Here is a 25,615-nt window from a genome sequence, read left to right as displayed (position 1 = left end):
CCCCGACGGTGACTGGTTGGGCACCCCCTTCCTGCGGTTCGAGCGGCAGGGACCGATCGCCGTGGTGACCCTGGACCGCCCGCAGGCCCGTAACGCGATGACCCCGGCGATGTACTTCGGGATCCGCTACGCGGTCACCCACGTCGAGGCCGACGACGACCTGGCCGGGTTGATCATCACCGGGACCGGCGACGTGTTCGCCCCGGGCGGCGATCTCGGCGGCGGCGACGGCGCCGACGACTGGATGAGCTTCGGCCCGGCGCTGTCGATGGACGTGACGCCGTTCGAGACGCTGCGCCAGTCGGTCAAACCGGTGGTGTCGGCGGTCAACGGGCTCTGCCAGGGCGGCGGGCTGCAGATCGCGATGTGCAGCGACATGGCCGTGGTCAGCGACCGCGCCACCTTCCGGGTTCCGGAGCTCTACCGCGGGATCGCCGACACCTACTACGCCCAGACCCTGACCCGGATCATCGGGCCGGTGCGCACCCGCGACCTGATGTTCACCGGGCGGGGGCTCTCGGCGGCCGAGGCGGCCGACTGGGGCATGGTGGCGCGGGTGGTCGAGCACGAGTCACTGTTGGATTCGGCCCGCGAGGTGCTGGCCCAGTGCGCCCGGACCGCCCCGCGGGCCCGCTCGGTGGTCAAGTCCAGCCTCGACAGCTACCTCGGGCTGTACGACCGGATCGGGATGAAGGCCAGCTACAGCGGCGCGGAGGCGGTGGAGGGCTTCATGGCGTTCAAGCAGCGCCGGTCACCGGAATGGGTGCATCCCGACCTGCGGGTCGACGGGCGGCTGTAGCGGCGAGTGGCGCGCCGGTTCAGTTGAGCCGCGTCGACCTGGACAGGTTCGCATCGGCGCGCAGTCGCGGCGGCAGCTCGGCGAGGCTCCATGCGCCGGCGGCGACCCAGTCGCACAGCGCTTCTTCGTCGGCCTCGGTCACCACCGGACCCACCCAGAACACCGCGGCGCTGGGGACCTGGTCGACGGCGCAGGGCTGCAGCACCACCATCGCCCCCCGACTGGAATGACTTGCCGCGCAGGTGAACTGGCCGAGCAGGCAGGACGTGGTCACCAACATTCCGTGCGGGCACCGGCGGATGATCGCGCGCAATCGTTGCACGACGGCCGGCGTGGAGTCGGCGCGGCAGTGCGTGCAGACCGCGACGGTGAATGGCTCGCAGGTACCAGTCGGGACGCTCATGGTTGCTCCCCGTGGTGACGGCCGCAGCCTTCGGGCCTGTGGGCCACCGGCTCGGATGGCTCCGCCTGCCAGGCGCCGAACGGGTCGGGGTAGTCGACCCACAGGTCCGGGCGGGCGAACTCCGCATCGGTAAGCAGCGCGGCCTGCAGGACCGCGGTGATCTCGTCGGAGTCGGCACCGCTGGCGAGGATCGTCATCGTGACATGCCGGTCGCCATGGTCCCGGTCCCATTGCATCGCGGCCAGGGCCCGCCGTCCGGGGTCGGCCTCGGCGAGCTCGGGTGGGTCCATCGCCGCCAGCCAACGCCCCACGCGGGCCACACAGAGTTCGGGCCCCGCCGATTCGAGCCACACCACCGCATCGGACTGGCTGGCCAGCCACACGCGACCGCGGGTCCGCACCACCCCCTCCAGGAGCACGTCGACGGCGCCGTAGAGCCGTTGAGGGTGAAAGGGACGCGTGGCGAAGAAATGGATCAAGTGGACGTCTCCGTCGGGGTCCAGCGGCGGCTGCCCCGCCAACAGCGATTCATGAGGATCGAAGTCCGCACCACACCGTGAGGGCGCATCGAGACCGGCGAGCGCCTGTTCCACCTCGCCGGCGGCACTGACGATTCGCGACCGTGGTGCCAGACGGCGCAGGACCGAGAATGCCGCGCGGTCGGGTGCAGACATCACCAGCACGTCGGCGGACTCGGCCTGGTCGACCACCACCTGGGCCACGCCGCGCTGGTCGTCGAGTTCGTCGTCGCCGAGCGCCTGGGCAGCCCACGCGCCGGCATCGATGCACGCCACCACCGCACTGATTGCTACGTCGCGGGATGCCGGCCCGTCGATGTAGCCCGGGCCGATACGTACGGCGGTGTGGTTGATCGCATGACAGACGGGTTCCGGTTCGGCCCAGGCGTTGAGCAGCACGACGATGCGCTGGACGTCGTCGCGGCGGTGCACCCGCCGGAGCAGCACAAGCAGGTCGTCGTGGATGGTGGTGGTCACGCAGGCGCGGGCGAGTTCCAGAACCCAGTCGCTGGCCCAGGGCTTGCCGTCGCGCAGCATGCTCACCCGCCGCCGGACGACGTGCCCGTCGAACTGGTGGCTGATCACGGCGGTGCCCGGGGCCTGCATGAGGGTGTCGGCGACGCGTTCGGTGCCACGCTGTCCGCAGACCAGCACGACGGGGGTACGCATATCACTCCTTAACGACAACCGTTTTCATATGGCCGTGGTTCACGGTACCGTCCCGACCGGGCATTGTCGAAAACGGTTTTCAATAGCGGTACGTGCCTGCGGTGCGGCACCGACGAGGAGGAACACATGGGTCGACTGGCCGGCAAGGTGGCGTTGGTGACCGGTGGGGCACGCGGGCAGGGCCGCAGTCACGCAGTTCACCTGGCCGACGAGGGGGCCGACATCGTCCTGGTCGATATCGGTTCCGACATCGCCAGCAACCGGTACCCCCTGGCCACCCGCGCCGACCTGGACGAAACCGCGACGCTGGTCGAGAAGGCGGGCCGCCGCGTCGTGGCCGCCGAGGCCGACGTCCGCGACCGCAGCGCACTGCAACGCGTGGTGGCCGAGGCCGTGGCCGAACTCGGCGGGTTGCACGTCGTCGTGGCCAATGCCGGAATCTGCCACCTGGGCAACGACATCCCCATCCAGGGTTTCATCGATGCCTTCGACGTCGACTTCCTCGGCGTGGTGAACTCCGTGCATGTCGGATTACCCCACCTCGAGCAGGGCGGCTCGGTCGTGGTCACCGGCTCGGTGGCCGGCCTCGTGCCGCAGGCCGGCGGGGTCAACGGTCAGGGCCTGCAAGGCCCCGGGGGTGACGGATATGGGCTGGCGAAGAAGATGATTCGCGAATACACCCGGTCGCTGGCGCTGACGCTCGGACCGCAGCAGATCCGGGTGAACGCCGTGCACCCGACCAACGTGGACACCGACATGCTGCACAACCCCGCGATGTACCGGACGTTCCGGCCCGACCTGTCGGATCCCACCCGCGAAGACGCCGAGGTGACGTTCCCCTTCATGCAGGCCATGCCGATCCCCTACATCGACCCCGCCGACGTCTCGCACGCGGTCGTATACCTCGCGTCCGACGAATCCCGTTACGTCACCGGCCAGCAGCTGTTCGTCGACGGAGGAGCGTCACTCAAACTCGGACTCTAAGACATCGAACTCTGAGACATCGATTCCAGAAACGCGGGCGGGCCGTGCGGTCACCGAAGACGCACGGCCCGGACCACGTCGTCGTGGGTGTGCTGACCCTCGGGGCCTGCCGGCTTAGTGCGTGGCCGGCGACTGTCGATTCGGACATCCCACTCCGGCCCGAGCAGCCCGACCACATCCTCGTGGCTCAGATAGTCGGCGGGGTCGAAACCGTAGGACTTGGCCTTCTCCACGTCGACATCGGCGTGATGCACCACCAGTAGCGTCCCGCCCGACGCGACAGCTGCCAGCAGCGCCCGTTGGGCGTCGCGCCCCGGCGAGTGCCGCAGCGCCGGATAGTGTGCGCACACCAGGTCGAAACCGCCGGGAGCGAGATCGGCACTGTCCAACGTGCCCTGCAACCAGTGCACGGCGACCCCGGCCCGGCGGGCCCGCGCCGCGGCGGCGTCCAGTGCGATCTGGGAGACGTCCAGCCCGGTCACCGTCCAGCCCCTTTCGGCCAGCCAGATCGCCTCGGCGCCTACGCCGCATCCGATGTCGAGCGCCCGGCCCGGTTTCAGCCCGGCCGCCGCGTCGACCAGGACGGCATTGGGTTCACCTTCCGGTAGCGAAGACGCCCATGCGGCGTAGCGCTGGTCCCACTCGGCGGCAACGGTCTCGGCACTGTCAGAAGAACCCGTCATGACATCGAGCATGGCCCGGCGGCGCGGACACGCCAAGTACGTTTGCCGATCCGGCAAGCCGATGGCCGACCGCTCATGACGCTCCGCGGCGCGCGGCTCAGGTCTGCGGATTCGCCCGCAGGCCAACGCGAATCAGCCGGGAACTGTTGACCACCACCGCAACCGACGACGCGTTGTGCAGCACCGCCGCCAGCACCGGGGACAGCGCACCACCGGCACCGACGAGCAGACCCACCGCGTTGACGCCGATCGACATTGCGTAGTTCTGCCGGATTACTCCCACCGCTCGCCTGCTGAGCTGGGGTACCTCGACCAGCCGGGTCAGGTCGTCGCCGGCCAGCGCGATATCGGCGGTCTCGACGGCAACATCGGTACCCGCCATTCCCATGGCGATACCGATATCGGCGGCCGCGAGCGCGGGTGCATCGTTGACGCCGTCGCCGACCATGGCCACCACGCGTCCCTCCTCCTGGAGTTGGCGGACCACCTCGAGCTTGTCCTCGGGAAGTACCTGCGCGCGCCATTCGGTGATGCCCAGCTCCTCGGCGATCGCGCGTGCGGTGTCGGGATGGTCACCGGTGAGCATCACCACCCGCGCCACGCCCCGTTGACGCAGCGTGTCGATGACGGACCTGGCTTCCTGGCGCGCCTCGTCGCGTAGGCTGATCAGTCCCACCAGGGTTCCGTCGACCGCCAGCAGCAACGGTGTTTCGGCCTCGTTCTGCAGCCGTGACACCCACCCCACGGCCTTCTTGCTGACTCGCACCTTCTCGCGTCGCAGCAGCGCCGGACTACCGAGCAGCAGGGTGCGTCCGTCGGCTCGGGTTCTCATGCCCAGCCCGACGAGCACCTCACACTCCTCGTGCGGCGGGATGGCGATCCGGCGTTCCTCGGTGGACCGAATCACCGCTTCGGCCAGCGGGTGTCGCGAGTGGATCTCCGAGCTGGCCGCGTAGGCCAGCACCTGCTCGGGTTCCCACTCTTTGTGCAATGCGACGACATTGGTGACCACCGGACGGCCGATCGTTAAGGTGCCGGTCTTGTCGAACACGACGGCGTCGACCTGGCCGGCCTGTTCGAGGTGCGAACCGCCCTTGATGAGGATGCCCCGGCGGGCCCCGTTGCCGATGGCGGCGCTGATGGCCGTCGGGGTGGACAGTCCGACGGCGCAGGGGCAGGCAACCAGAAGCATGGTCATGGCCCGCCGGACGTCGCCGGTGAGAAGCAAGGTCACGGCCGACAGCAGGAAGGAGGCCGGGACGAAGCGGCGGGAGAAGATCTCCCCGACGGTCTGGATCGGAGCGCGGTCTCGCTGCGCCTGCTCGACCCGCTCGATGATCCTGCCGATGACCGTCTGCGAGCCGACCGCGGTGGCGCGCAGGGCGATCCGGCCGCGCAGCACCATCGACCCGGCGTGTACATGCACGCCTGGGCGGATGCTCACCGGCAGGGTCTCACCGGTGATCGCCGATTGGTCGACGATAGCCTCGCCGTCGATCACATCACCGTCGACCGGTACCGCCACCTGCTCGTGGACGACCACCACGTCACCGACCGTCACGGTGTCCGAAGCCACCTGAACCTCGGTGCCGTCGTGGAGCAGCAGCCACACCGTGTCGTGATTGCCGGCCAGCAGGTCGGTGATCGCGCGGCGGGTGCGTCGCAGCGTCAGATCTTGCAGATACTCGCCGATGTTGAGCAGCCACAACACCGTCAACGCGACGACGTTCTCCCGAAGGATCAGGCTCGCGACGGTGGCCGCCGACACCAGCAGGTCGGTGCCGGCCGACTTTCCGCCGCGCAGCGCGGTCAGCGTGCCACGAAAGAACGGATAGCCGGTGAAGATCGTCGCTCCGGTCGCAAGGAGCCGGGTGGTCGGGCCGAGCAGCGGCGGGCGGCCAAAGGCATACCGGCGCAGCCCCACCAGCATCAGCGCAAGACCGCCGACGCCCATCCGCAGCAGGTCGCTGTTGCGGACGTCGGCGGAGCGGGGCAGCCGCGCCACCGTCGCCGCGGGAAGATCGGACTCTGCTGTGACCAACAGTGTTTCGAGGACCGCGTCGGTGTCGCACCGCGTCGGGGAATACCAGACCACAACCGAGGCTGTCCGCGGATACGCGTGGACCGCCCTCACCCCGGCGACCTCGGTGATGGCATCCTCGAGTGCGACCGCCCGGCGCGTATCCCCGCGCAGTACAGGGAGACTGACGCGCAGCCGGCCGGCTGCGTTGGAGACGACCGTGGGCATCAGCTCAGTGGTCGTGCTCGTGGCCGGTGTCCACCACCGGCGGTGCAGCCTCTTCCCCGATTCGATCGCGGGCTTCGGCGACCACGTCGCCGACGGTGAGCCGGGCCTGCTCGGCACCTTCCTCGGCCTTCCGGACACCGCGCAGACCCCACGCGGTGGCGGTCACCGTCGCTTCCCGGATCGGAACCGCTTTGGCCGCCTTGCGCAGGGCTTCGTAGGCGGCCACTCCCACCACGCCCGTTGCCACTGTCGACGCCACCTTTGCCAGTGCCGAATGCCACACCATTGTCACGCCCTACCTCTCTCCAGAGGACAACGCCGGTACTGCGGACCGCCGCGCCGTGCCTCGCTTTTGTGACCCGATCATGCCCCTCAACGCCTGTCGGGTCGGGACTGCCGCCGTTCCCTGGGCGTCAGTGCACCCCAGATTCCATGCTGCTCATCGTTGTCCACGGCGTGCGCCAGACACTCTTGGCGCACCGGACAGGCCCGGCACACCTGCTTGGCCTGTTCCTCGTGTCGCAACCTGCTTGCGCCGATGCTGTGGTCGGCGGCGAAGAAGATGTCGGTCGAGAGGCCACGACATCGCGCCCGCAGTTGCCACTGCCAGTCGCCGGAGATCAGACGCCGGAACTTCTGTGTCGACCCCTGGGTGGCGCGGCGGCGGGCGGCGCGGCGCGAAGTCCCGCTGCAGACAGACCGGGGACGTAGGGTTTCCCGAGTGTTATCGGGCGTCACGTCGCGGACGGGAGGCGTTCGGAGTTGCGGATCCGTTCTCCTGGCTCGCCCGAGTCCTGCCGCCGAGCTGCGACCGCCCGTAGCGTCGGTGGAACTTTTCGACCCGGCCCGCGGTGTCGACCAACCGCCGCTGCCCGGTCCAGAAGGGATGCGAGTCCGCCGTGATCTCGGCGACGACCAGCGGAAAGGTCTGGACCCCGTCGGGCGTCTCCCACTCCACCGTGCGCGACGTGGTAACCGTCGAGCGCGTCAGGAACATCGTCCCGGTGGTGGCGTCCTGGAAGACGATCGGGTGGTAGTCGGGGTGGATACCTGGTTTCACTCGCGCCTCCGTGGGTCACCGAAATTCCGCGCTATCACATTAACGAAAACGATTGTCACTAGACGCTGGGTCACGCTACCCCTCAGCACCCCGTTTGTCGAAAACGATTTTCAGTAGCAGCTGGCCCGTCCTCCACTCGCAGCGAGGCAAACCCTCACGAGATAACGCGCGTCCCGAGCTGACGGGCGTAGTCGCCGAGCAGGTCGTCGCTGACCGGCGCCTGCTGCGCGTGCAGGAGCACCGACCTGTCCGGGGTGGGATGTTCGAGGACGACGCCGTGAAACCACACGTCCGGGGTGTACTCGTTGCCCCGGGACAGGTGGGCGCGCCGGCGCGCCACCCCGGCGAACGCCGACAAGGGCTCCTCCCAGGTGCGGGGCGGCCCGTAGCGGCCGTCGTGCACGACGACACGATCGCGGTGCCAGGTGGCCGACCACGCCATCCGTGCGCGCGCCCGCGCGAGCCACACCGCGAAGCCGAGCAGCACTGCGAGGGCCCCCGCGATCAGCGCGAGGGTCCACAGCCGCTCGGCGACCGCGACGGCCACGAACACCGCGACCAGGGCCCCGAGCAGCCAGGCCATCGCCTTCTGTGCACCGTCGACCCGGCGGGGAACCAGGATCGCCTGCGTGTGCGGGCGCGCACCGAGTTCGGTGCGCAGCGGTGTCGCCAGGGTGATCGGGTCGCGCAGCAGCCTCCGCTTGACCTGCCACCACCGGGCCGGGCCTCTATCGCCGGACGCCACCATCGGGTCCACGATACGACGCCGGGCTAGCTGGTCGGGACCTCACGGTCGATCTCCTCCAGCCAGATCCGCGCCGACATGTCCGACGGCGCGCGCCAGTCCCCCCGCGGTGACAACGCACCCCCGGCGGCCACCTTGGGACCGTTGGGCAGCGCGGACCGCTTGAACTGGCTGAAGGAGAAGAACCGCTGCACGAAAACCTGCAGCCAGTGCCGGATCTCGGCCAGCGAATACGACATCCGCTCGTCGGCGGGATACCCGGCGGGCCAGGGGCCGTGCTCGGCGTCACGCCAGGCGTGCCAGGCCAGGAAGGCGATCTTGGACGGGCGGAAGCCGTAGCGCAGCACCCAGAACAGCGAGAAGTCCTGCAGCGCATACGGTCCCACCTTGGCCTGGCTGCTCTGCACCTCTTCCCCGGGGGCAGCCGGCACCAGCTCCGGGGTGATCTCGGTGTCGAGCACCGACTGCAGGGCGGTGTTGATCTCGTCGTCGGCGGGCCCGAACTGCTCGGAGGAGATGACCCAGCGGATCAGGTGCTGGATCAGCGTCTTGGGCACCCCGCCGTTGACGTTGTAGTGCGACATCTGGTCGCCGACGCCGTAGGTCGACCAGCCCAACGCCAGTTCGGATAGGTCGCCGGTGCCCAGCACGATGCCGCCGCGCTGATTGGCGATCCGGAACAGGTAGTCGGTGCGCAGACCGGCCTGCACGTTCTCGAAGGTGACGTCGTAGACCTGCTCACCGCGGGCGAACGGATGCCCCATCTCGCGCAGCATCAGGGTCGCGGTCTCGCGGATGTCGATCTCGGCGAAGGTGACGCCCAGCGCCTTGCTCAACGCCACGGCGTTGCTCTTGGTGCGCTCGCCGGTGGCGAAGCCGGGCATGGTGAACGCGAGGATGTCGCTGCGCGGACGGCCCTCCCGGTCCATGGCGCGTGCGGCGACGATCAGCGCGTGGGTGGAGTCCAGACCGCCGGAGACGCCGATGACCACCTTGGGATACCGCAGCGCACGCAGCCGCTGCTCCAGCCCGGCGACCTGGATGTTGTAGGCCTCGTAGCAGTCCTGCTGCAGCCGGGCCGGGTCGGCGGGCACGAACGGGAAGCGCTCCACCTGCCGGCGCAGCCCGATGTCGCCGTCGGGCGGGCCGAGCGTGAAGGGCACCCGGCGTACGGTCTCGTCACCCAGCCGGTGGTGGCGCCGGTTGTCGTCGAAGGTGCCCATCCGCAGCCGTTCGGCGCGCAGCAGTTCGGTGTCGATGTCGGCGACGCTGCGCCGCGGGCCCCGCGGGAAACGCTCGGATTCGGCCAGCAGCACGCCGTTCTCGTAGATCAGGGTCTGCCCGTCCCAGGCCAGGTCGGTGCTGGACTCGCCCTCCCCTGCCGCGGCGTAGACGTAGGCGGCCAGGCAGCGCGAGGAGGCCGAGCGGGCCAATAGCTTGCGGTCCTCGGCGCGGCCGACGGTGATCGGGCTGCCCGAGAGGTTGGCCAGCACCGTGGCCCCGGCCAGCGCCGCCTCCGCGCTGGGCGGCACCGGCACCCACATGTCCTCGCAGATCTCCACGTGCAGCACGAAGCCCGGCAGGTCCTCGGCGGCGAACAGCAGGTCGGGGCCGAACGGCACCGAACGGCCCGCGACGGTGACCGACCCGCCCTGGTCGTCACCGGGAGCGGTCTGGCGGCGCTCGTAGAACTCCCGGTAGGTCGGCAGGTAGGACTTGGGCGCCACCCCCAGCACCGTTCCGCGGTGCACCACCACCGCGCAGTTGTAGATCCGGTTGCCGCGCCGCAGCGGGGCGCCGACCACCAGCACCGGAAGCAGGTCCGCGGAGCCGGCCACCACGTCTTGCAGAGCCTGCTCGACGGCGTCGAGCAGGGTGTCCTGCATGAGGACGTCGTCGACGGAGTAGCCGGTCAGCGTCAGCTCCGGGAACACCGCGAGCCCGACACCGTCGGCGTGGCAGTCCCGGGCCGTGGCCAACACCGCCTCGGCGTTGGCCGCCGGGTCGGCGATGGTGGTGTGCAGCGTGCACGCGGCCGCCCGCACGTATCCGTGCCGGTAGCAGGAGTAGAAGTCCATCTCCGTCATCCTCCCACAAGGCGTACACATAACCGCTGATCAGCACCGTCACCGCCGCAACCCGCGCGGCGCGCTTACCCTCGGTGGGGTGGATGCTCCCGAACTGGTCGCGCTGTTGGCGGGTCGGCGGGTGGCGGTGCTCACCGGGGCGGGCATCTCCACGGACTCGGGCATACCGGACTATCGCGGCCCGGATTCGCCGCCGAGCAACCCGATGACCATCCGTCAGTTCACCTCGGACGCGGCATTCCGGCAGCGGTACTGGGCGCGCAACCACGTCGGCTGGCGACACATGGACGCCACCCTGCCCAACGCGGGACACCGCGCACTGGCCACCCTGGAGCACCGCGGCGTCGTCAGCGCGGTCATCACCCAGAACGTGGACCTGCTGCACACCAAGGCCGGCAGCCGCACCGTGGTGGACCTGCACGGCACCTACGACAGGGTCACCTGCCTGGGCTGCGGCGCGACCATGTCGCGCCACGCGCTGGCCGACGAGCTGGAGGCGCTCAACCCCGGCTTCGCCGAGCGGGCCGCCGGGGTCGGCGGGATCGCCGTGGCACCCGATGCCGACGCGGTGGTCGCCGACACCACCCGGTTCCACTACCTGGACTGCCCGCACTGCGGTGGCATGCTCAAGCCCGACATCGTGTACTTCGGCGAGAACGTGCCCAAAGAACGTGTCGCGCAGGCGTACTCACTGGTGGATGCGGCCGAGGTGCTGCTGGTGGCGGGCTCGTCGCTAACGGTATTCTCCGGGTACCGCTTCGTGCGGCACGCCGTCGCGCACGGGATGCCGGTGGCCATCGTCAACCGGGGACCCACCCGCGGCGACGAGCTGGCCGCGGTCAAGCTCGACAGCGGGTGCTCGGAGATGCTGACACTGCTGGCCGACGAGCTGGCCCCGCTGCTGCCCGCGGCTCAGAAGTAGCAGGGCATGGCGCGGATGGCGTGCACGAAATTGCCTGCCACGTAGGACGGTTCGCCGGCCTGGATGCCGGGAAGCTGGGCGAAGAGTTCGGTGAAGATCGCCCGTAGCTGGGTGCGGGCCACATGCGCGCCCAGGCAGAAGTGCCGCCCACCCCCGCCGAAAGCGATGTGCGGGTTGGGCTGGCGATTCAGATCCAGCAGCTCGGGCCGGTCGAACACCTCGGTGTCCCAGTTGCCCGAGGGGTAGAACATCACCACCTTCTCCCCTGCCGAGATGTGCTGTCCGTGCAGCTCGTAGTCGCTGGCGGCGGTGCGCCGGAAGGTCATCACCGGGCTGGCCCAGCGGACGAACTCCTCGACGGCCACACCCATCCGCGCCTCCGGGTCCGCGGCCAGCCACGCCTTTTGCTCGGGGAAGTCGGTCAGGGCGCGCAGGGCATGGCTGGTGGTCTGGCGGGTGGTGTCGTTGCCGGCGACGGCCAGCAGCACGAAGAAGGCGGCGATCTCGGGGTCGGTCAGCCGCGACCCCTCGACCTCGGCGTGCACCAGGGAGCTGAACAGGTCGTCGCCGGGGTGTTCGCGGCGCTCGGCGGCCAGCGCCAGCGCCACCTGGTGCAGGTACATCTGGTTGGCGACGAGGACCTCCATCGGGTTGCGCCCGTCGAGGTAGACCGGATCCGCCCAGGAGACAAGCGCGTCGGCGGCGTGGGCCACCTGTTCGCGCTCACCCTCGGGGATACCGACCATGTCCGAGAGCGTGCGCAGCGGCAGCTCCTTGGCGCACAGGTCGACGAAGTCGGCCCCGCTGCCCGCGGCGGCCAGCTCGCCGACGATGGCGCGGGCATTGGCCTTGATCGAGTCCTCGATGCGCCGCACCTGCCGGGGCGTGAACGCCGCGTGCACCACCTTGCGGATCTGGGTGTGTCGCGGCGGATCCATCGCCAGGAAGGACTGCGAGGCCTCCAGCAGCTCCGGCGGGATGTTCTCGAACAACACCCCCTGGCCGGACCGGAACACCTCGCTGTTGCGGCTGACCTCGACGATGTCGGCATGGCGTGTCACCGCCCAGTAACCGGGGTCGTCGGGGTCGGGCATCAACGACTCCTCGACGGGCGGGTGCCAGCTCACCGGCCGCTCGGCGCGCAGCGCGGCGAAGGATCGTTCCCGGTCGGTGGCGGTCGTCGACCAGAACGCCCGCGACGACAGGTCGATCGGGTCGTAGGGCCGGGTTCCACCCCGCGCGGCGGTGTCCGTCGTCGGCGTCATGGTGATCCTCCTCACAGGCGTCGTCGCCAGGCACACTACGTCTAGACAATGTGTCTAGTCAATCCGCCTCACACTTGGCTATCCTGCGGGAATGCCGTCGGTGACCCGAAGGCCGCAGGCCAACCGCCAGCAGCGGCGCGAGAAAGTCGAACGCAAGCTGCTGGCCGCCACCGAACGGCTGATGTCCGGGGGTGCCAGCTTCACCGAACTCAGCGTCGACCGGCTCGCCACCGAGGCCGGCATCTCGCGCGCCAGCTTCTACATCTACTTCGAGGACAAGGGCCACCTCCTGCGCCGGCTGGCCGGGCAGGTGTTCGGCGATCTGACCGGCGCGGCCCAGCTCTGGTGGTCGGTCGCCGACGGCCACAACCCCGACGACCTGCACGCGGGCATGGCCGGCATCATCGCCGCCTACCGGCGCCACCAACCGCTGCTGATCGCGCTGAACGAGATGGCCGCCTACGATCCCCCGGTCGGTGAGACCTACCGCGAGTTGCTGACCGGCATCGCCCACCGACTCGGCGAGGTGATCGAGCGCGGCCAGGCCCGCGGGCTGGTCCGCGCCGAGGTGGTGCCGTCGGTCACCGCCAGCACCCTGACCTGGATGGTGGAACGCACCTGCCAGCAGAACCTGCCCGTCCAGCCGCCGGACTACGACGCCACGCTGGCCGACACCCTCACCGAGATCATCTGGGGTGCGCTCTACCTGACTCCCCCGCGGTGATTTCGGTGCAGCTGGTCCCGCTGTGCGGGACCAGCTGCACCGAAATCGCTGACGGCGACCTAGACGGCGACGAGGTCGTCGGCGTGGACGGCGGGCCGGCGCATGTCGGCGGGCAGCTCCGAGGTCGAGCGCCCCATCATGGTGGCCAGCTCGGTGGCGTCGTAGGCCACCACGCCGCGGGCCACCAGGGTCGAGTCCTGGTCGTGCAGCTCGACGACGTCCCCGCCGACGAACCGCCCCGACAGTGCCGTGATCCCGGCGGGCAGCAGCGAACGCCGCTGCTTGACCACCGCCCGCACCGCACCACCGTCCAACGTCAGCGACCCGGCCGACTCGGCGGCGTAGCGCACCCAGAACCGCCGCGCCGACATGCGGTGGGGCCGCGGGGCGAACACGGTGCCCACCGAGGCGTCGGTCAGCGCCCGGTCGACGTCGGCGGCGGCGGCCAACAGCACCGGCACCCCGGCATCGGAGGCCAGCAGCGCCGAGGACAGCTTGGAGGTCATCCCCCCGGTCCCCAGGTGGCTGCCGCGCCCGGCGGTCACCCCGGCGAGATCCTCGGGTCCGGCGACCTCGGGGACGAACCGGGCCGGGTTCCCGGCCGTCGCCTTGCGCGGATCGCCGTCGTAGAGCCCGTCGATATCGGACAGCAACACCAGCGCGTCGGCGCCGACGAGGTGGGCGACGAGCGCCGACAGCCGGTCATTGTCGCCGAAGCGGATCTCGTTGGTGGCCACCGTGTCGTTCTCGTTGACGATCGCGACCGCGTGCAGCGCCCGCAGCCGGTCCAGGGTCCGCTGCGCGTTGGTGTGCTGCACGCGCATCGAGATGTCGTGCGCGGTCAGCAACACCTGACCCACGGTGCGCCGATACCGGCCGAACGCCGCGCTCCACGAGTTGACCAGCGCCACCTGTCCGACGCTGGCCGCCGCCTGCTTGGTGGCCAGGTCGGTCGGCCGCCGCGACAGGCCCAGCGGCTCGATTCCGGCGGCGATGGCACCCGAGGAGACGATCACCACGTCGGAACCGGCCTTCATCCGGGTCTCGATGGCTTCGGCCAGCTGCTGCAGACGCGATACGTCGAATACCCCCGACGGGGTGGTCAGGGCGGTGGTCCCGATCTTGACGACGACCCGGCGCGCGGTACGGACCGCCTCGCGGTGCGCGCTCACGACTGCCCGTCGTCGTCGGTCACGTCACCGGCGTCACCGTGCTCGCGTCGCTCCCGCCGGGCGGCCTTCCGTTCGGCCGCGCCCACCCGATCGGTGCGGTCCAGCCGGTGGTCGGTGCCGCGGCCCGACATCGTCACATCCACCCCGGCGGGCGTCGACGGTTCCCAGTCGAAGGTCATCTCGCCGATGGTGACGGCACAACCCGGGGTGGCGCCGAGCTTGAGCAGCTGGTCCTCGACGCCGAGGCGGGCCAGCCGATCGCCCAGGTAACCGACGGCCTCGTCGTTGTCGAAGTTGGTCTGCGCGATCCAGCGTTCGGGCCGGGTTCCGCGCACGACGAATCCGCCCTCGCCATCGGGCTCCACCGAGAAGCTGGTCTCGTCGACGGGGATGGGGCGGATGACGGGCCGCCGCAGCGCCGGTTCGGGCTGGGCCGCGCGGAAGCGCTCCACCATGTCCCACAGCGCGAAGGTCAACGGGCGCAGCCCTTCCCGGCTGACCGTGGACACCTCGAAAACCGGCCACCCGCGGGCCTCGATGTCGGGACGGACGAACTCGGCCAGCTCCCTGGCCTCGGGCACGTCGATCTTGTTCAGCACGACCGCGCGGGGCCGCTCGGCGAGGTCGCCCAGGGTCGAATCCCCTTGCAGGGTGGGCCGGTAGGCGGCCAGCTCGGCTTCCAGCGCGTCGATGTCGGAGATCGGGTCGCGGCCGGGTTCCAGGGTGGCACAGTCGATGACGTGCACCAGCACCGCACAGCGCTCGATGTGTCGCAGGAAATCCAGGCCCAGGCCGCGCCCCTCGGAGGCCCCGGGAATCAGTCCGGGTACGTCGGCGACGGTGAAGGTGTGTTCACCCGCGGAGACCACCCCGAGGTTGGGCACCAGCGTGGTGAACGGATAGTCGGCGATCTTGGGTTTGGCCGCCGAGATCGCCGACACCAGCGAGGACTTGCCCGCGGACGGAAAACCCACCAGCCCGACGTCGGCGACGGTCTTGAGTTCCAGGGTCAGGTCACGCAGCTCGCCCTTCTCCCCGAGCAGGGCGAACCCGGGCGCCTTGCGGGCGCGCGAGGCCAGGGCGGCGTTGCCGAGGCCGCCGCGGCCACCGGCGGCGGCCTCGAATCGCGTGCCGGCTCCCACCAGGTCGGCCAGCAGGCGGCCGTGCTCGTCGAGGACGACGGTGCCGTCGGGCACCTTGACCTCCAGGTCGGCACCGGTCGCGCCGTCGCGATTGCTGCCCATCCCCTGCTTGCCCGACGGGGCGACGACGTGGGGGTGGAAGTGGAAGTCGAGCAGCGTGTGCACCTGGGGGTCGACCACCAGCACCACGCTGCCGCCGCGGCCGCCGTTACCGCCGTCGGGCCCGCCGAGTGGTTTGAACTTCTCGCGGTGCACCGAGGCGCAGCCGTTGCCGCCGGAACCGGCGCGTGCGTGAATCACCACGCGGTCGACAAACCGGGGCATGGGACGTCCTCTCGCCGAACGTAACGCCAGGGCGGGAAATCAGTCGCAAATGCGCCCCGGCGTTACATTCGCGATTCAGTCCTGGGCTACAACGATGTTGACGGTCTTGCGGCCGCGCTTGACGCCGAACTCCACGGCGCCGGCCGCCAGCGCGAACAGGGTGTCGTCGCCGCCGCGGCCCACGTTGACGCCCGGGTGGAAGTGGGTGCCGCGCTGGCGGACCAGGATCTCGCCCGCGTTGACGAGCTGACCGCCGAACCGCTTGACGCCGAGCCGCTGGGCGGCTGAGTCGCGACCGTTGCGTGAGCTGGAAGCGCCCTTCTTGTGTGCCATCTTCTGATCGCTCCCTTGCCTACTTGATGCCGGTGACCTTGAGCACCGTCAGCTGCTGACGGTGGCCCTGCCGCTTGTGGTAGCCGGTCTTGTTCTTGAACTTGTGGATGCGGATCTTGGGACCCTTGGTGTGCTCGAGGACCTCGCCGGTCACGGCGACCTTGGCCAGATCGGCGGCATCGGTGGTCACCTTCGCGCCGTCCACGACCAGCGCCACCGGCAGGGAGACGGACGCGCCGGGCTCGACGTCGATCTTCTCGATCTTCACCACGTCGCCGGCAGCAACCTTGTACTGCTTACCGCCGGTCTTGACGATTGCGTAAGTCGCCATCGTTTGCCTGTCCTCTACTTCATTCGTCCGTCAACGGGGCGCGCGCCACCCGGGAGTTGCGTGCGCGGGTCTGGGGTGCGGGAGACATCCGTACCGACCACGCTCAGGTGGCCGCTCGCCGCCGGTCCCGCTTGCCGCCGGTGTCAAGCCTGGCGACAACTGCTCAAGGTTACGTGACCAGCGGCTAAGGGGTCAAACCGCCTGCCAGGACGCCTCAGGCGCCCACTCGCGGTGGACCCGCGGGCCTGGCGGCCGCCCTGCGTCGGCGCGGCCGACCAGCGGCGGCACTCACCGACGCACGCCGACCCCCGGCGTCGGGTCCGCCGTCCTCCGACTCGTCGGTGTCCTCGGTGTCCTCGTAATCGTCCTCGTCGGAATCGTCCTCCGAGTCGTCCTCCGAGTCATCGTCAGAGTCGTCCTCCGAGTCGTCATAGTCCTCGTCGTCGTACTCGTCGGAGTCATCGTCCGAGTCGTCATCCGAGTCGTCGTCCGAATCGTCGTCCGAATCGTCATAGTCCTCGTCGTCGAGGTCCTCGTCGTCCTCGTCGAGGTCCACGTCGATCTCACCGTCGGTGTCCTCGGTGTCGTCGGTGTCCTCGGTGTCTTGGACATCCGGTGCGTCCTCGGCGCCCGACGGCTCCTCGGTGTCGTCGCCGTCCTCGGCGGCGAAGTCACCGCCCTCGAGGTCCTCGGCGGCGGATTCCTCGGCCACCTGTTCGGCCGCCTGTTCGGCCCTCTTCGCCCGCCGCCTGCCGGTCTTCGGGCCGGGCCGCTCCTCGGCCTGGTCCTCGATCTGGTCTTCGGCCTGCCCGTCGAAGTCGACATCGTCGGCGTGCTTGCCGTTGGCCGCGGCCATCGCCTTGAACATCGGGTGCTCGCCGGCGGGATGCGACGGCACCTTGGCCACCGGCGCGGTGTCCTCGGTCTTGTTCTTCTTGCCGCGTTTTCCGCGCCGCCCGCCGCCACCGGAGTCGGACTTCCGCCCCTGCGCCGGGGCGGAGTCCACGGGGTCGACGTGCAGGGTGATCCCGCGTCCCGCGCAGTGCGTGCAGGTGGTGGAGAACGCCTCGAGCAGTCCGGTGCCCAACCGCTTGCGCGTCAGCTGCACCAGGCCCAGCGAGGTGACCTCGGAAACCTGGTGGCGGGTGCGGTCGCGGGCCAGCGACTCGGTGAGACGGCGCAGCACCAGGTCGCGGTTGGACTCCAGCACCATGTCGATGAAGTCGATGACCACGATGCCGCCGATGTCGCGCAGCCGCAGCTGGCGCACGATCTCCTCGGCCGCCTCCAGGTTGTTCTTGGTGACGGTCTGCTCCAGGTTGCCGCCGGCACCGGTGAACTTGCCGGTGTTGACGTCGACGACGGTCATCGCCTCGGTGCGGTCGATGACCAGCGTCCCGCCGGAGGGCAGCCAGACCTTGCGGTCCATCGCCTTGGCCAGCTGTTCGTCGATCCGGTGCACCGCGAACACGTCGGGGCCCGTCACCCCGGCGGTCGGATCGCCGGATTCGTACTTGGTGAGCTTGGGCATCAACTCGGGAGCCACCGCGCCGACGTACTCGTTGATGGTCGACCAGGCGTCGTCGCCCTGGACGATCAACCCCGAGAAGTCCTCGTTGAACAGATCGCGGATGACCTTGACCAGCACATCGGGCTCTTCGTAGAGCGCGACGGCGGCGCCCGCGGCCTTCTCCTTGGTCTGGGTGGCCGTGGCCGCGATCTGATCCCAGCGCTGCTGCAGCCGCGAGACGTCGGCGCGGATGTCTTCTTCCTTGACCCCCTCCGAGGCGGTCCGGATGATCACCCCGGCGTCGGAGGGCACCACCTCGCGCAGGATCTCCTTGAGCCGCTGCCGCTCGGTGTCGGGCAGCTTGCGGCTGATCCCGGTCGAGGAGGCACCCGGAACGTAGACCAGGTAACGCCCGGCCAGGGACACCTGCGTGGTGAGCCGGGCGCCCTTGTGGCCGACGGGGTCCTTGCTGACCTGTACGACGATGTAGTCGCCGGGCTTGAGCGCCTGCTCGATCTTGCGGTTGGAGCCGCCGAGCCCGGCGGCCTCCCAGTTGACCTCACCGGCGTAGAGCACACCGTTGCGGCCGCGGCCGATGTCGACGAAGGCCGCCTCCATCGAGGGCAGCACGTTCTGCACGATGCCCAGGTAGATGTTGCCGACCAGTGAGGCCGAGGCGGCCGAGGTGACGAAGTGTTCGACGACGACACCGTCTTCGAGCACCGCGATCTGGGTGTAGCGCGCGCCCTCGTGCGGGGGTTCGGTGCGGACCTTGTCGCGGACGACCATGACCCGTTCGACGGCCTCACGACGGGCCAGGAACTCGGCCTCGGACAGGATCGGCGGGCGACGCCGTCCGGCGTCGCGGCCGTCGCGGCGGCGCTGCCGCTTGGCTTCCAGCCGGGTCGAGCCGGAGATGCCCTGGATCTCGTTGTTGGAGTCCTTGTCGGACTTCTCCCGCGGCGTGCGCTCGTGGACCACCGTGTTGGGCGGGTCGTCGGGGGAACCGTTGTCGCTGTCCTCGCCCGATCCGGACTTGCGGCGGCGGCGGCGCCGACGCCGGCGACTGCCGCCCTCACCGCCACCGGAGTCGTCCTCGGCGCCGTCCTGGTCGGAGGACGACTCGTCGGAATCGTCCTTCTCGCCGGACTGGTCGGAATCCTCGGCGTCGGTGTCGGCGTCACCGTCGCCGTTCTCCCCGCCGCGCCCACGGCCGCGGCCCCTGCGCCCGCGGCGTCGCCGCCGGTTCGACGGGCGGTCACCCTGGTCGGAGTCGGTGTCCGAACCCTGATCCGATTCGGAGTCGGTGTCCTCGTCGGACTCGGCTACGGCCTCGGCGGGCACCGTGCGCGCACCGGCCGAGACCGGCTGCGGGGCGACGAACAGCGGCAGATAGTCGGCGGCGTGCTCGGCGGGTTCGGCCGGCGCGGCCTCGAGCATCAGCCGCGATTCCGGCTCCTCGTCGGCCCCCGGCTGTTCGGCCGCCTCGACCTCGGCTACCGGGGAGGTCGGCGCCTCCTCCTCAGAGGCCTCCTGGGGCTCGTCCTGTGCGGATTCCGGCGCCGCCTCGTGAACAGGCTCGCCGGACTCTGGAGCCTCGGGGGCCTCCGGGGACTCAGCGACCTCGGGAGCCTCGGGGGCCTCAGCGACCTCGGGAGCCTCCGGGGACTCGGATGTCACGGGAAGCGCGGCATCGCCGGGAGGAGTCGGGGTCTCCTGCACCGGGGCGGGTTCGGCAGCGGGTTCTGCCGGGGGCCCAGCGGTGGCTTCTGCGGTGGGTTCTGCGGCGAGCACGTCGCGGACCCGGACGGCCTCGGTGCGGTCGACGCTGGAATGGGCGCTGCGCGAGCGGCCGTCTAACTCGGCCAACGCGTCGAGGACACGCCTGCTGGTGGTCCCCAGCACCCTGGCCAGGGAGTGCACCCTCAGCCGGTCAGGCAGTTCCTGCGGCTCCCCGATAGCGGCGCTACCAGGAGCTTCGGTGTGAATGTCTTCTTGTGTGCGGGCATCGTCGTCCACGTAGTCTCCTTCAAGCCCCCGGGCGCGTCGAACAGACGCGGCCGCGCGAGGACTTCCGCTATGTACCCGGATCACGTCTCCGGGCTTGTCATGGTCTTGCCCCGGGCTGCTCTGTGGAACACACCCGGCGCCTTGGCTGAATGAACGGCTGGGACGGTCGGCGCCACACCGCGCTCGGCGGTGGTCGCGCACGTCTAAGTCTTCATTCGGACGTATGTCACCGGTCTGGTGGCGTACATCCGTTGTCAGTATCCCATACCGGAACCGCTGCTCTGGCCCGCATGCCGAACGCCGCGTTTCGAGCCCGCTGCCAAGGTGCCCTCAGCAGCCCCCCAGGCACCGACCGACCAGGGCTAACCCGCCGGGAACCAGAGCGCGATCTCGCGCTCCGCCGACTCGGGCGAGTCGGATCCGTGGACGAGGTTGAACTGGGTCTCCAAACCGAAGTCGCCGCGGATGGTGCCCGGCACCGCCTTCTCCACCGGATCGGTGCCACCGGCGAGCTGGCGGAACGCCGCGATGGCGCGCGGGCCCTCCAGCACCGCGGCCACCACCGGGCCGGAGGTGATGAATTCCAGCAGCGACGGGAAGAAGGGCTTGCCCTCGTGCTCGGCATAGTGCGCCCGGGCCAGGTCGTCGCTGACATGCTTGAGCTCCAGCGCGGCGATGGTCAGGCCCTTGCGCTCAATGCGGGCGATGATCTCCCCCACGAGTTGCCTGCCGACACCGTCGGGCTTGATCAGGGCCAGAGTCCGCTCAGTCACGGCGCACAGCGTACCCAACCTCGGTAACGGCGCGGCGCCGGCGGCCTCGGGCGGCTTGCGGCTACTGCGGCGGGTGACGCTGGCCGGGCAGCAGGCCGCGCCTCTGCCGTCGCAGCACCTCGGCGCGCAGGTAGGCGATGAGCAACCACACCGCGCCGAACAGCAGCCCGACGAACCCCACTCCCGGATAGATCAGCCACCCGGCGATCAGCAGCAGCTGCACCGCCAGGTTGGCCCAGATCGCCCACGGACGGCCCTGGATGCCGGCCATCAGCACCAGCAGTACCGCGAAGCCGATCAGATAGGACAGCGAGAACGCGTCCAGCCCGCCGCCGACCGCGCTCACCACCGGCAGCGCCAACAGCACGACGATCGCCTCCAGGATCAGCGTGCCGGCCATCACCCCACGGAAGCTCTTCCACGGGTCGGGCGCATCGGGCGGGCCCGACGGGTCAGGTGCTGTCGTCACTGCGGATCCCTGCCGAACAGGGTGCGCGCCGCCCCCGCGGTCACCACCGACCCGGTGATGACGATCCCGGTGCCCGACAACCCCTCCTCGACACCGGCCTCCTCGACGAGCGCGGTGGCGGTCTCGATGGCATCGGCCAGGGTCGGAGCGGCCACCACCCGTTCGGGACCGAACCGCTCCTCGGCGGCAAGGGTGAGCATGTCGACCTCCATGGCCCGCGGCGAGCCGTTGTGGGTGATCACCACCTGGTCGAACACCGGTTCCAGAGCGGTCAGGATTCCGGCGACATCCTTGTCGGCCATCACCGACAGCACGCCGACCAGATAGCGGAAGTCGAACTCCTCGGTGAGGGCCGCCGCCAGCGCCTGTGCCCCGGCCGGGTTGTGCGCGGCGTCGATGAACACGGTGGGCGCACTGCGCATCCGCTCCAGCCGGCCCGGTGCGGCCACGGCCGCGAAACCGGCACGCACGGACTCGATGTCGAGTTGACGGTCCGCACCGGCGCCGAAGAAGGCCTCCACCGCGGCGAGCGCGACCGCGGCGTTGTGGGCCTGGTGCTCGCCGTGCAGCGGCACGAAGATCTCCGAGTAGACGCCGCCGAGGCCCTGCAGTTCCAGCAGCTGCCCGCCGACGGCGGTCTGCCGGCTCAGCACGGCGAACTCCGAATCCTCACGCGCCACCGCGGCATCGACTCGAACCGCCTGCGACAGAAGCACTTCCATGGCCGCCGGATCCTGACGGCCGATCACCGCGACGGTGCTCAGGTCGATGTCGGTGGCGACCGGCTCGATGCGCTGCGCGGCGATGATGCCGGCCTTCTCCGCGGCGATCTCGGCGAGATCGTCGCCCAGATAATCCATGTGGTCCAGGCTGATCGGCGTGATGACCGCGACCGGGGCGTCGATGATGTTGGTGGCGTCCCAGCGCCCGCCCAGGCCCACCTCGACGACGCCGACGTCGATGGGCGCGTCGGCGAAGGCGGCGAACGCCATCGCGGTGACGACCTCGAACTTGCTCATCCGCGGCCCCGGCTGCCCCAGCACGCCGGCCTCGGACTGCCGATCGACCATCTCCACGAAAGGCTCGATCTCACGGTAGGTTTCGACATAGAGGGCGGGGCTGATCGGTTTGCCGTCGATGGAGATCCGTTCGACCGCCGACTGCAGGTGCGGGCTGGTGGTCCGCCCGGTGCGCCGATGCAGCGCGGTCAGCAGCGCATCGATCATCCGCGCGACGGAGGTCTTGCCGTTGGTGCCGCCGACGTGGATGCACGGGTACCCGCGTTGCGGGGAACCCAGCAGCTCCATCAGCGCCGAGATCCGCGCGGTGCTGGGCTCGATCTTGGTCTCCGGCCAGCGCTGGTCCAGCAGGTGTTCGACCTGCAGCAGCGCCGCCACCTCGTCCGGGGTGGGCTCCGGATCGGGCAGCGATTCCAGCGGTTCGCTCATGCCAACCCGGTCAGCCGGGCGGTGATCCGGTCGACCTCTTCGCCGGCGACGCGCTGACGCTCCCGGATCTTGGCGACCACCGCCTCGGGCGCCTTGGCCAGGAACGCCTCATTGTCGAGTTTGGCCGTGGTGCCGGCCAGTTCCTTCTGGGCGGCCGCCAGATCCTTCTCCAGCCGGCGGCGCTCGGCCGCCACGTCGACGGTTCCGGAGGTGTCCAGTTCGACGACCACCGTCGCCGACGACAACCGCACCTCGATCGAGGCGGTCGGGCTGAATCCGGTGTCGGGGGCGGTCAACCACGCCAGCGAGGTCACCGCACCGACCTGACCCTCCAGGTCGGCCTCGGCGATGCCGGACAGCCGCGCGGGCACCTTCTGGCGGTCGGCCAGCCCCTGGTCGCTGCGGAACCGGCGCACCTCCGTCACCAGCTTCTGCATGTCGGTGATGCGCTGCGCCGCTACGGGTTCCAACGCGATTCCCGATGGCGAGGGCCACTCGGCGACGACGACGGACTCCCCGCCGGTGAGCGCCTTCCACAGCGTCTCGGTCACGAACGGCATCACCGGGTGCAGCAGCTTGAGCAGGTTGTCGAGCACGAAGGCCAGGACGGCGGTGGTGTGCGGATGGCCGGCGCCGAGCTGATTCTTGGCCAGCTCCAGGTACCAGTCACAGAACTCGTCCCAGGCGAAGTGGTAGAGCGATTCGCAGGCACGGTTGAATTCGTAGGCGTCGAAGGCCGCATCGACCTCGACGCGCACCTGTTCCAGGCGGCCGAGGATCCAGCGGTCGGCGTCGGTGAGCTCGCCGGCGCCGGGCAGCGGCGAGGCCGACGCACCGTTCATCAGCGCGAAGCGGGTCGCGTTGAAGATCTTCGTGGCGAAGTTGCGCGACGCCCGGGCGTGGTCCTCACCGATGGACAGGTCCCCGCCGGGGCTGGCACCGCGGGCCAGGGTGAAGCGCAGCGCGTCAGCACCGAACATCTCCACCCAGTCCAGCGGATCGATGCCGTTGCCCTTGGACTTGCTCATCTTCCGGCCGAACTCGTCGCGAATCAGGCCGTGCAGGAACACATTCTGGAACGGGACCTGCGGGCCGCGGGTTCCGTCGCCGGTGATCGCGGCGTCGTCGCCGACGAACGTGCCGAACATCATCATCCGGGCCACCCAGAAGAACAGGATGTCGTAGCCGGTGACCAACACCGTCGTCGGATAGAACTTCGCCAGTTCGGGTGTCTTGTCGGGCCAGCCCATGGTCGAGAACGGCCACAGCGCCGAGGAGAACCAGGTGTCGAGCACGTCGGGGTCCTGCTGCCAGCCCTCCGGCGGGGTCTCGTCGGGCCCCAGACACACCTTCTGCCCGTCGGGGCCGTGCCAGATCGGGATCCGGTGCCCCCACCACAGCTGCCGGGAGATGCACCAGTCGTGCATGTTGTCCACCCAGGCGAACCAGCGCGGCTCCAGGCTCGGCGGGTGGATGACGGTGTCGCCGTTGCGAACCGCATCGCCGGCGGCCTTGGCCAGTGATTCCACCCGCACCCACCACTGCAGGCTCAGTCGTGGCTCGATCGGCTCCCCGCTGCGTTCGGAATGACCCACGCTGTGCAGGTAGGGCCGCTTCTCCTCGACGATGCGGCCCTGCTCGGCCAGCGCTTCGCGCACCGCGACGCGGGCGTCGAACCGGTCCATGCCGTCGAAGCGGGTCCCGGTGCCGGCGATACGGCCGCTGTCGTCCATGATGGTGGGCATCGCCAGGTCGTGTCGCAACCCGATCTCGAAGTCGTTGGGATCGTGGGCGGGAGTGACTTTGACTGCGCCGGTTCCGAACTCGGGATCGACGTGGGCGTCGGCGACGACGGCGATCGACCGGTCGGCGATGAACGGGTGCGGCAGGGCGGTCCCGACCAGATCGCGGTAGCGGGTGTCGTCGGGATGCACGGCGATCGCGGTGTCGCCCAGCATCGTCTCCAGCCGGGTGGTCGCCACCACGATGTGCGGCTCGGCGTCGTCCATCGAGCCGTAGCGGAAGGACACCAGCTCGCCCTCGACGTCCTCGTACTTGACTTCGAGGTCGCTGATGGCGGTCCTGAGCACCGGGGACCAGTTGACCAGCCGCTCGGCCTGGTAGATCAGCCCCGCGTCGTAGAGCCGTTTGAAGATGGTGCGCACCGCCCGGGACAGTCCGTCGTCCATGGTGAAGCGGTCCCGGCTCCAGTCCACGCCGTCGCCGAGCCGGCGCATCTGGCCGCCGATGGTGCCGCCGGACTCGTGCTTCCAGTCCCACACCTTCTCCACGAACAGCTCGCGGCCGAAGTCCTCCTTGGTCTTGCCGTCGACGGCGAGCTGCTTTTCCACCACGGTCTGGGTGGCGATGCCGGCATGGTCCATGCCGGGCAGCCACAGCACCTCGTAGCCCTGCATCCGCTTGCGCCGGGTCAGGGCGTCCATCAGGGTGTGGTCCAGCGCGTGCCCCATGTGCAGGCTGCCGGTGACGTTGGGCGGCGGCAGCACGATGGAATAGGGCGGCTTGGGGCTGGCCGCGTCCGCGGTGAAGTAGCCGGCCCGCACCCACCCCTCGTAGAGCTCGCTTTCTACCGCGCCCGGCTCCCAGGACTTGGGCAGGGTTTCACCCATGCTGTGGTCCGCGGGGGCGGCAGAGTCGGGACGGGCGCTGGCAGTCACCGGTCAATTCTAGGAAAGATGCCCACACCGGCACACAAGGCCCCGGCCCGGCACCGCCGCCGGGCTCACGACCTCCGGCCGCCGAGCAGCCCGCCCAGGATGTCGCCGATGACGGTGCCCGTGTTGCGCCCCTGCCCGCCCTGGCCGCTCTGCCTGCCCCCGAGCACGCTGCCGAGGATGCTGCCGAGCGGATTGTCGCCGCCCTGCCCGCCGGCGCCGCCCAGGATGCTGCCGAGCAGGTCACCCAGCCCCCCGCCCCCGGCGGCCTGCGGGGTGCCGGCGGCCGGGTTCGGGTAGAACTGCTTGCCGATATAGGCC

The 25,615-nt window shown here is 69.9% G+C and carries 23 protein-coding genes and 1 pseudogene; 4 read left to right on the top strand and 20 right to left on the bottom strand.

Translation table 11 applies throughout. From position 1 onward, the window contains the following. The coding region (locus CSR00_RS24315; RefSeq protein WP_099024983.1) for an enoyl-CoA hydratase/isomerase family protein at window positions 1–799 on the top strand (799 nt) is incomplete at its 5' end. 19 nt (window positions 800–818) lie between these two features. Here the strand turns inward: CSR00_RS24315 and CSR00_RS24310 are convergent. Both CSR00_RS24310 and mrf read right to left on the bottom strand, forming a co-directional pair. Then, window positions 819–1,202, bottom strand: coding sequence for a hypothetical protein (locus CSR00_RS24310; protein WP_141564470.1), 384 nt, complete (start codon window positions 1,200–1,202; stop codon window positions 819–821). Continuing rightward, window positions 1,199–2,389, bottom strand: a complete 1,191-nt coding sequence (gene mrf / locus CSR00_RS24305) for a ribosome hibernation factor-recruiting GTPase MRF (RefSeq protein ID WP_099024978.1) — start codon at window positions 2,387–2,389, stop codon at window positions 1,199–1,201. The genes CSR00_RS24310 and mrf overlap by 4 nt, the downstream gene beginning before the upstream one ends. A 126-nt stretch (window positions 2,390–2,515) precedes the next feature. Here mrf and CSR00_RS24300 point away from each other — a divergent pair, with 126 nt between their 5' ends. Next, complete coding sequence (locus tag CSR00_RS24300) at window positions 2,516–3,373, top strand: mycofactocin-coupled SDR family oxidoreductase (protein WP_099024977.1); 858 nt, start codon at window positions 2,516–2,518, stop codon at window positions 3,371–3,373. Window positions 3,374–3,423: 50 nt separating this feature from the next. Here the strand turns inward: CSR00_RS24300 and CSR00_RS24295 are convergent, their stop codons facing one another. The 7 genes from CSR00_RS24295 to CSR00_RS24265 form a co-directional block, all read right to left on the bottom strand. Further along, complete coding sequence (locus CSR00_RS24295; RefSeq protein WP_099024982.1) at window positions 3,424–4,056, bottom strand: class I SAM-dependent methyltransferase; 633 nt, start codon at window positions 4,054–4,056, stop codon at window positions 3,424–3,426. Between the two features lie 97 nt (window positions 4,057–4,153). Further along, window positions 4,154–6,304 carry a heavy metal translocating P-type ATPase gene (locus CSR00_RS24290; protein ID WP_099024976.1) on the bottom strand — a complete coding sequence of 717 codons (2,151 nt, stop codon included), beginning with the start codon at window positions 6,302–6,304 and terminating at the stop codon, window positions 4,154–4,156. A 4-nt stretch (window positions 6,305–6,308) separates the two neighbouring features. Next, on the bottom strand, window positions 6,309–6,590 hold the full coding sequence (locus CSR00_RS24285; protein ID WP_099024975.1) for a DUF1490 family protein: 282 nt from the start codon (window positions 6,588–6,590) through the stop codon (window positions 6,309–6,311). Window positions 6,591–6,676: 86 nt separating this feature from the next. After that, on the bottom strand, window positions 6,677–7,042 hold the full coding sequence (locus CSR00_RS31375) for a WhiB family transcriptional regulator (RefSeq protein ID WP_245906468.1): 366 nt from the start codon (window positions 7,040–7,042) through the stop codon (window positions 6,677–6,679). Beyond that, window positions 7,029–7,364 carry a type B 50S ribosomal protein L31 gene (locus CSR00_RS24275; RefSeq protein ID WP_099024974.1) on the bottom strand — a complete coding sequence of 112 codons (336 nt, stop codon included), beginning with the start codon at window positions 7,362–7,364 and terminating at the stop codon, window positions 7,029–7,031. Before CSR00_RS24275 ends, CSR00_RS31375 begins: the two co-directional genes overlap by 14 nt. A gap of 154 nt (window positions 7,365–7,518) precedes the next feature. Beyond that, the gene (locus tag CSR00_RS24270) at window positions 7,519–8,112 is read right to left on the bottom strand and encodes a hypothetical protein (protein ID WP_141564469.1); all 594 of its coding nucleotides are present in this window, start codon (window positions 8,110–8,112) and stop codon (window positions 7,519–7,521) included. Between the two features lie 23 nt (window positions 8,113–8,135). Further along, window positions 8,136–10,187 (bottom strand): NAD(+) synthase, encoded by a 2,052-nt coding sequence (locus CSR00_RS24265; RefSeq protein WP_099024980.1) that lies wholly within the window; start codon window positions 10,185–10,187, stop codon window positions 8,136–8,138. A gap of 88 nt (window positions 10,188–10,275) precedes the next feature. Between CSR00_RS24265 and CSR00_RS24260 the strand changes: the two genes are divergently transcribed. Next, on the top strand, window positions 10,276–11,118 hold the full coding sequence (locus tag CSR00_RS24260) for an NAD-dependent protein deacetylase (RefSeq protein WP_099024972.1): 843 nt from the start codon (window positions 10,276–10,278) through the stop codon (window positions 11,116–11,118). On the opposite strand, the gene CSR00_RS24255 is transcribed toward CSR00_RS24260, so the two are convergent. After that, window positions 11,109–12,383, bottom strand: coding sequence for a cytochrome P450 (locus tag CSR00_RS24255; protein ID WP_099024971.1), 1,275 nt, complete (start codon window positions 12,381–12,383; stop codon window positions 11,109–11,111). The genes CSR00_RS24260 and CSR00_RS24255 overlap by 10 nt on opposite strands. Window positions 12,384–12,474: 91 nt before the next feature. On the opposite strand from CSR00_RS24255, the gene CSR00_RS24250 reads away from it, so the two are divergent. Beyond that, window positions 12,475–13,107 (top strand): TetR/AcrR family transcriptional regulator, encoded by a 633-nt coding sequence (locus CSR00_RS24250; RefSeq protein ID WP_099024970.1) that lies wholly within the window; start codon window positions 12,475–12,477, stop codon window positions 13,105–13,107. A gap of 59 nt (window positions 13,108–13,166) precedes the next feature. Here CSR00_RS24250 and proB read toward each other — a convergent pair whose 3' ends face one another. The 10 genes and pseudogenes from proB to CSR00_RS24195 all read right to left on the bottom strand — a co-directional run. Next, window positions 13,167–14,279, bottom strand: coding sequence for a glutamate 5-kinase (proB, locus tag CSR00_RS24245; RefSeq protein WP_099024969.1), 1,113 nt, complete (start codon window positions 14,277–14,279; stop codon window positions 13,167–13,169). Continuing rightward, a complete protein-coding gene (obgE, locus tag CSR00_RS24240; protein ID WP_099024968.1) occupies window positions 14,276–15,745 on the bottom strand; it encodes a GTPase ObgE in 1,470 nt (489 codons plus the stop codon). Before obgE ends, proB begins: the two co-directional genes overlap by 4 nt. Before the next feature lie 75 nt (window positions 15,746–15,820). Then, the gene (gene rpmA / locus CSR00_RS24235; RefSeq protein ID WP_099024967.1) at window positions 15,821–16,078 is read right to left on the bottom strand and encodes a 50S ribosomal protein L27; all 258 of its coding nucleotides are present in this window, start codon (window positions 16,076–16,078) and stop codon (window positions 15,821–15,823) included. Between the two features lie 19 nt (window positions 16,079–16,097). Continuing rightward, on the bottom strand, window positions 16,098–16,409 hold the full coding sequence (gene rplU / locus CSR00_RS24230; protein ID WP_099024966.1) for a 50S ribosomal protein L21: 312 nt from the start codon (window positions 16,407–16,409) through the stop codon (window positions 16,098–16,100). Between the two features lie 214 nt (window positions 16,410–16,623). Then, a complete protein-coding gene (locus CSR00_RS24225) occupies window positions 16,624–19,878 on the bottom strand; it encodes a ribonuclease E (RefSeq protein ID WP_456093795.1) in 3,255 nt (1,084 codons plus the stop codon). Window positions 19,879–20,291: 413 nt separating this feature from the next. Further along, window positions 20,292–20,702, bottom strand: a complete 411-nt coding sequence (gene ndk, locus CSR00_RS24215) for a nucleoside-diphosphate kinase (protein WP_099024963.1) — start codon at window positions 20,700–20,702, stop codon at window positions 20,292–20,294. Between the two features lie 61 nt (window positions 20,703–20,763). Further along, window positions 20,764–21,102, bottom strand: a complete 339-nt coding sequence (locus CSR00_RS24210) for a DUF4233 domain-containing protein (RefSeq protein ID WP_099024962.1) — start codon at window positions 21,100–21,102, stop codon at window positions 20,764–20,766. A 65-nt stretch (window positions 21,103–21,167) separates the two neighbouring features. Beyond that, a complete protein-coding gene (gene folC / locus CSR00_RS24205; protein ID WP_099024961.1) occupies window positions 21,168–22,619 on the bottom strand; it encodes a bifunctional tetrahydrofolate synthase/dihydrofolate synthase in 1,452 nt (483 codons plus the stop codon). Next, window positions 22,616–25,249, bottom strand: coding sequence for a valine--tRNA ligase (locus CSR00_RS24200; RefSeq protein WP_099024960.1), 2,634 nt, complete (start codon window positions 25,247–25,249; stop codon window positions 22,616–22,618). Before CSR00_RS24200 ends, folC begins: the two co-directional genes overlap by 4 nt. Window positions 25,250–25,362: 113 nt before the next feature. Beyond that, window positions 25,363–25,615 (bottom strand): annotated as a pseudogene (locus CSR00_RS24195) (DUF937 domain-containing protein); the annotation flags it as partial.

Source organism: Mycolicibacterium palauense, from assembly GCF_002592005.1.
GTDB classification, from domain to species: Bacteria; Actinomycetota; Actinomycetes; order Mycobacteriales; family Mycobacteriaceae; genus Mycobacterium; species Mycobacterium palauense.
Note: the sequence above shows the minus strand (reverse complement) of the source record. Positions and strands in the feature narration are given on the sequence as shown.

Bases quoted from the DNA above. Each gene is read 5' to 3' on its own strand.
- rpmA (WP_099024967.1), bottom strand. From the start codon at position 16,078: ATGGCACACAAGAAGGGCGCTTCCAGCTCACGCAACGGTCGCGACTCA.
- CSR00_RS24290 (WP_099024976.1), bottom strand. From the start codon at position 6,304: ATGCCCACGGTCGTCTCCAACGCAGCCGGCCGGCTGCGCGTCAGTCTC.
- CSR00_RS24255 (WP_099024971.1), bottom strand. From the start codon at position 12,383: ATGACGCCGACGACGGACACCGCCGCGCGGGGTGGAACCCGGCCCTAC.
- CSR00_RS24295 (WP_099024982.1), bottom strand. From the start codon at position 4,056: ATGACGGGTTCTTCTGACAGTGCCGAGACCGTTGCCGCCGAGTGGGAC.
- CSR00_RS24265 (WP_099024980.1), bottom strand. From the start codon at position 10,187: ATGGACTTCTACTCCTGCTACCGGCACGGATACGTGCGGGCGGCCGCG.
- folC (WP_099024961.1), bottom strand. From the start codon at position 22,619: ATGAGCGAACCGCTGGAATCGCTGCCCGATCCGGAGCCCACCCCGGAC.
- CSR00_RS24250 (WP_099024970.1), top strand. From the start codon at position 12,475: ATGCCGTCGGTGACCCGAAGGCCGCAGGCCAACCGCCAGCAGCGGCGC.
- obgE (WP_099024968.1), bottom strand. From the start codon at position 15,745: ATGCCCCGGTTTGTCGACCGCGTGGTGATTCACGCACGCGCCGGTTCC.
- CSR00_RS24200 (WP_099024960.1), bottom strand. From the start codon at position 25,249: ATGGGTGAAACCCTGCCCAAGTCCTGGGAGCCGGGCGCGGTAGAAAGC.
- CSR00_RS24310 (WP_141564470.1), bottom strand. From the start codon at position 1,202: ATGAGCGTCCCGACTGGTACCTGCGAGCCATTCACCGTCGCGGTCTGC.
- CSR00_RS24210 (WP_099024962.1), bottom strand. From the start codon at position 21,102: ATGGCCGGCACGCTGATCCTGGAGGCGATCGTCGTGCTGTTGGCGCTG.
- mrf (WP_099024978.1), bottom strand. From the start codon at position 2,389: ATGCGTACCCCCGTCGTGCTGGTCTGCGGACAGCGTGGCACCGAACGC.
- rplU (WP_099024966.1), bottom strand. From the start codon at position 16,409: ATGGCGACTTACGCAATCGTCAAGACCGGCGGTAAGCAGTACAAGGTT.
- CSR00_RS24285 (WP_099024975.1), bottom strand. From the start codon at position 6,590: ATGGTGTGGCATTCGGCACTGGCAAAGGTGGCGTCGACAGTGGCAACG.
- CSR00_RS24300 (WP_099024977.1), top strand. From the start codon at position 2,516: ATGGGTCGACTGGCCGGCAAGGTGGCGTTGGTGACCGGTGGGGCACGC.
- CSR00_RS24270 (WP_141564469.1), bottom strand. From the start codon at position 8,112: ATGGTGGCGTCCGGCGATAGAGGCCCGGCCCGGTGGTGGCAGGTCAAG.